At 60.1% G+C, this 4211-nt stretch carries 5 protein-coding genes; 3 read left to right on the forward strand and 2 right to left on the reverse strand.

What is annotated here, in order from left to right:
• Both WA989_RS10470 and WA989_RS10475 read right to left on the reverse strand, forming a co-directional pair.
• A partial coding sequence (locus WA989_RS10470; RefSeq protein WP_424340441.1) for a hypothetical protein occupies nt 1–407 on the reverse strand: 407 nt, incomplete at its 3' end.
• Between the two features lie 70 nt (nt 408–477).
• Nucleotides 478–1494, reverse strand: a complete 1017-nt coding sequence (locus WA989_RS10475; protein WP_424340442.1) for a 2'-deoxycytidine 5'-triphosphate deaminase — start codon at nt 1492–1494, stop codon at nt 478–480.
• Nucleotides 1495–1558: 64 nt separating this feature from the next.
• Between WA989_RS10475 and metZ the strand changes: the two genes are divergently transcribed.
• Genes metZ through WA989_RS10490 form a run of 3 tightly spaced genes read left to right on the forward strand, consistent with a single transcriptional unit; the run spans nt 1559 to nt 4125 of the window.
• On the forward strand, nt 1559–2749 hold the full coding sequence (gene metZ, locus WA989_RS10480) for an O-succinylhomoserine sulfhydrylase (RefSeq protein ID WP_424340443.1): 1191 nt from the start codon (nt 1559–1561) through the stop codon (nt 2747–2749).
• A 19-nt stretch (nt 2750–2768) separates the two neighbouring features.
• The gene (gene apaG, locus WA989_RS10485; RefSeq protein ID WP_424340444.1) at nt 2769–3185 is read left to right on the forward strand and encodes a Co2+/Mg2+ efflux protein ApaG; all 417 of its coding nucleotides are present in this window, start codon (nt 2769–2771) and stop codon (nt 3183–3185) included.
• A gap of 52 nt (nt 3186–3237) precedes the next feature.
• Nucleotides 3238–4125 carry a DMT family transporter gene (locus WA989_RS10490; RefSeq protein WP_424340445.1) on the forward strand — a complete coding sequence of 296 codons (888 nt, stop codon included), beginning with the start codon at nt 3238–3240 and terminating at the stop codon, nt 4123–4125.
• Nucleotides 4126–4211 lie beyond the last annotated feature (86 nt).

Here is a 4211-nt window from a genome sequence, read left to right on the forward strand (position 1 = left end):
TTGCTGATGTCGTCGATGGCCTCGCCGATCAGGCGGATGCCGGCGGACAGATCCTGCGACTCCTGGCTTTGCTCGGTCGCGCTCATAATCTCGGTCATCAGGCCGCTGACGACTTCTTCGGCGCCCGATCCATCTTCTTCCATGCCATCGGTGACGCGTTCCATCGTCGATCTGATTTGCGCCTGCTGGGCCTCGCCCTTTTCATCGACCACCTGGATGAAGCAGTCGCAGAACTGGTCAGCCGTGATGCCGATCTCATCAAAATTCTCCTGGGCTTCCGGGTCGGAGGTCAGGATTTCACAATCGCTATCGAGCGTGGACAGCTGTGTGTCTTCGCCAGGTCCGTCCTGTCCGCCGCAGGCGGCAAGCGCAAAAGCGGTGCATCCAGCAAGGATCGTCAGTCTCATAATATCCCCTCAAGGCTTCTTGAATTACGCAGGAGAGCCAAGCGACTAATGAGCTGATTGTCCAGTCTTTCTAGCCAAAATGCTTGGAAAGCTTGAGGCCTTGCCCCTGATAATTGCTGGTCTTGCCGCCATAGAGGGCAGCCGGCTTCTCGGCCATGTCTTCATAGACGAGCTTCGCCACCGGCTGGCCATGCTCGAGAATGAATGGCACGTCCCGCGAGCGCACCTCCAGCACCGCGCGCGAGCCGCTCTTATTGGTGCCGAAGCCCGGATCGAAGAAGCCGGCATAATGAGCGCGAAATTCGCCAAGCTCCGGCGCGATGGGCGCCATCTCGGCCGCTTTTGTCCCGGCGACTTTCACGCTCTCGCGGGAGGCGAGGATGTAGAAGTGCTCGGGGTTCAGAACGAGGCGGCCTTTATGCGGGAAAAGCGGCTCCCAGAAGTCGGCCACCTCATGCCGGCCAATAGCGCGTAGGTCGATCAGGCCCGCATGATGTTTCGCGCGCCAGCCAACGGGTTTGCCATCGGGCAGGTCGAGGTCGATGGAGACGGTCTTCTCGCTGGTATTCTGAGGCTTGCCGCGGCGCAGACGAAGCTGGGCGAGCCGGTCTCCGGGCCGGGCGAGGATCGAGAACGTCCGTGGACTGATTTCCAGCCAGAGCGGGCCGGAATAGCCAGTCTGGATATCGTCGAACGCCTTTCCGCGATTGGTCACAAGCCGGGTGAACACATCGATGCGCCCCGTCGAGCTTTTGGGATTGGCGCGCCCGGATATGCCGGGCGGGAGTTTCAGATGCTCCATCAGCGGCACAAGATAGACGCAGCCTGTCTCAAGCACCGCGCCGGCTTGTGTTAGGTCGATGCGGTGAAGCTCGATGCCCGGCTCCTGCAGCACGTCAGCAACGGAACGTGCTGAACCGGGCAGGAAGGAAGCGCGGATCCGGTAGGCGTCCTGCGCAAGGCGGAGGTCTAGGCTGGCAGGCTGGATCTGGTCGGCGTCGAGCGGTTCTGTCGAGCGAATGGCGCCGGCATCGAACAGCGCTTTGATGTCGCGGTCGGGCAGAACGCCCGGATTTGCTTCAGCCATCCCTTGATCCCTTTCAATCAAGAGGCTTATGACGGACCGCTCTTTATTGGAAGGACAAAAGCCCATGTCGACGCGCGATGGAGACGATTGGAAGCCCGCCACCAAACTTGTGCGCGGCGGTACCATGCGCTCGCAATTCGGCGAGACCTCGGAAGCGATCTTTTTGACGTCCGGATATGCCTATGACTCGGCCGAGCAGGCCGCCGCCCGCATGGCAGGCGAGGAAGAGGGCTTTGTCTATTCGCGCTATGCCAACCCGACGGTGCGCATGCTGGAAGACCGGCTCGCCCTGGTCGAAGGCGCAGAGACCTGTCGTGTAACCGCTTCAGGCATGGGCGCCATCTCAAGCGCGATGATAGCGCCTGTCGGGACGGGTGACCGCGTTGTTGCGGCGAGCGCGCTCTTTGGCTCCTGCCGGGTGATCTGCCAAACGATTTTGCCGCGCTACGGCGTGGAGACCGAGTTCGTCCAAGGCGATGATCTGGACGCCTGGAAAAAGGCGCTGTCAAAGCCGACAAAGCTCGTGCTTATCGAATCACCCTCCAATCCACTGCTCGAAGCGGTTGATATCGCCGCCGTCGCGGAGCTCGCCCATGCGGCCGGGGCGAAACTCGTCGTCGATAATGTGTTTGCCACGCCGATACTTCAGAAGCCGCTTGAGCTTGGTGCTGACATTTCGGTTTACTCCGCCACCAAACATATGGACGGGCAGGGCCGGGTGCTCGCCGGTGCGATTCTTGGCCCATCCGAGTGGATGGAGGAGTTCATCGATCCGTGGCTTCGCCATACCGGTCCTGCGCCATCACCGTTCAATGCCTGGGTTGTGCTGAAAGGCCTTGAGACGCTGGACCTGCGTGTCCGCCAGGCGTGCCGGAATGCGGCGCGACTCGCTCATTCGATTGCAGGTCATGACAATGTTAGGGCCGTTCGCTACCCCGGCCGGACAGATCATCCGCACCATGAGGTTCATGCCCGTCAGATGCAGGACGGCGGAACCCTCATTGCCTTTTCGGTCAAGGGCGGTCGTGCCGAGGCCTTCCGTATACTGAATGCACTCAAGCTTGTGGACATTTCCAACAATTTAGGTGACACCAAATCGCTGGCTTGCCATCCGGCATCGACAACTCATCGCGCGTTGAACGAAGATGAGCGGGCCTCAATGGGGCTCGACGAAAGTTGGATTCGCCTGTCTGTCGGTCTGGAAGACGCGAGCGACCTTGAGGCTGATCTTCTCTCGGCGCTGGATGCGATGTGATCTGAGGGAGATACGTGGTATGGCCGGACGTCCGCCACCACCCACCTATGAGGCCGTTACAGCGGGCGTTCGCATACGCGTGCAGCCGCGCTTCATGCATGACGAGTCCAAGCCCGCCTCCGGTCAGTATGTCTGGTCCTACACGGTCGAGATCGAGAATGCTTCAGAGCGCACTTGGACGCTGACCATGCGCCACTGGGACATTATCGACAGCCAGGGCCGCCGCCAGATTGTCGATGGCGAGGGCGTCGTCGGCCAGACACCGACGCTCGAGCCTGGCAAATCCTTCCGTTATTCGTCTGGCGCGCCACTTGCGGCACCATCGGGCATGATGGGCGGCATGTACACCCTTGTCGATGAAGCCGGCGAGGAGCTCAATGCCCGCATCCCGACCTTCTCGCTCGACAGCCCCTATGAGCGCTCGCGGCCGAGTTAGTCTCCAAAAATTTTAGTGACGCCTGCGTCAGCTTTGCTGTAGACCCCGCCAGATGGGGTTTCGGGATTTCATTCTTCTCTTTGCCGTCTGTTTCGTCTGGGGGCTGAACCTGGTCGTGACCCGCTGGGTCGTGGCGGATGCAGGCGTGCCGCCGATCTTTTTCGCAGGCGTTCGCTTTCTCGGAATCGCGCTCGTCCTGATCCCCTTCCTGTTTCCGATGCCGAAAAACATGCGGATGCTGTTTACCATCTCCATGTGCATGGGCGCTGTGCATTTCGCGCTTCTTTTCATGGGGCTCGCCAATGCCGAGGCGAGCGCAGTGTCAGTCACAGGTCAGCTCGGTGTGCCTTTCTCGACCTTGATGAGCATGGCTTTCCTTGGAGAGACAGTGGGCTGGCGGCGCGGGCTTGGGATCATGCTGGCCTTTGCCGGCGTGACCCTGATCGCTTTCGATCCGGGCAGTTTTTCTGTGAGCTTTGGGCTGCTCTATGTGATCGCATCGGCCTTCATCGGTTCGATTGGCGGCATATTGATGAAGCGTATGGCCCCGATCAGCGCGCTTCAGTTGCAGGCCTGGCTGGGGCTTTTCAGCTTTGCGCCCCTGCTCGCTTTTTCGTTTTTCGTGGAATCCGGCCAGGCCGGTGCCTTCATGGCGGGTGGCTGGCTGGTCTGGCTCGCAACCCTGTTTGCGGTGCTCGGCGTCAGCGTTTTTGGCCATGGCGCATTTTACACGCTGATCAAGAAATACGACATCTCGCTGCTCTCGCCGCTCACGCTGATGACGCCGATTTGGGGTGTTGTTCTGGCCGTCATCCTGCTAAACGAACCTCTGACGATCCGGCTCGTTCTAGGGGCAGCCATATCGCTTGGGGGCGTATTCGTCATTGCAGTACGGGGTAACAAGTCGATGCCTGAGGCATCGATGAGTGAAAGGGTATAGGGGGACATGTCGACCATCGCCCGGCATCCAAGTCCGACTTTTGACGACCGCCGAACAGGCGTCGATATGCTTGTGCTCCATTACAC

The sequence above is a fragment of the Henriciella sp. genome, assembly GCF_049649345.1.
Lineage (GTDB): Bacteria > Pseudomonadota > Alphaproteobacteria > Caulobacterales > Hyphomonadaceae > Henriciella.

Coding starts and splice junctions, on each gene's coding strand:
- apaG (WP_424340444.1), top strand. CDS start 2,769: ATGGCCGGACGTCCGCCACCACCCACCTATGAGGCCGTTACAGCGGGC.
- WA989_RS10490 (WP_424340445.1), top strand. CDS start 3,238: ATGGGGTTTCGGGATTTCATTCTTCTCTTTGCCGTCTGTTTCGTCTGG.
- metZ (WP_424340443.1), top strand. CDS start 1,559: ATGTCGACGCGCGATGGAGACGATTGGAAGCCCGCCACCAAACTTGTG.
- WA989_RS10475 (WP_424340442.1), bottom strand. CDS start 1,494: ATGGCTGAAGCAAATCCGGGCGTTCTGCCCGACCGCGACATCAAAGCG.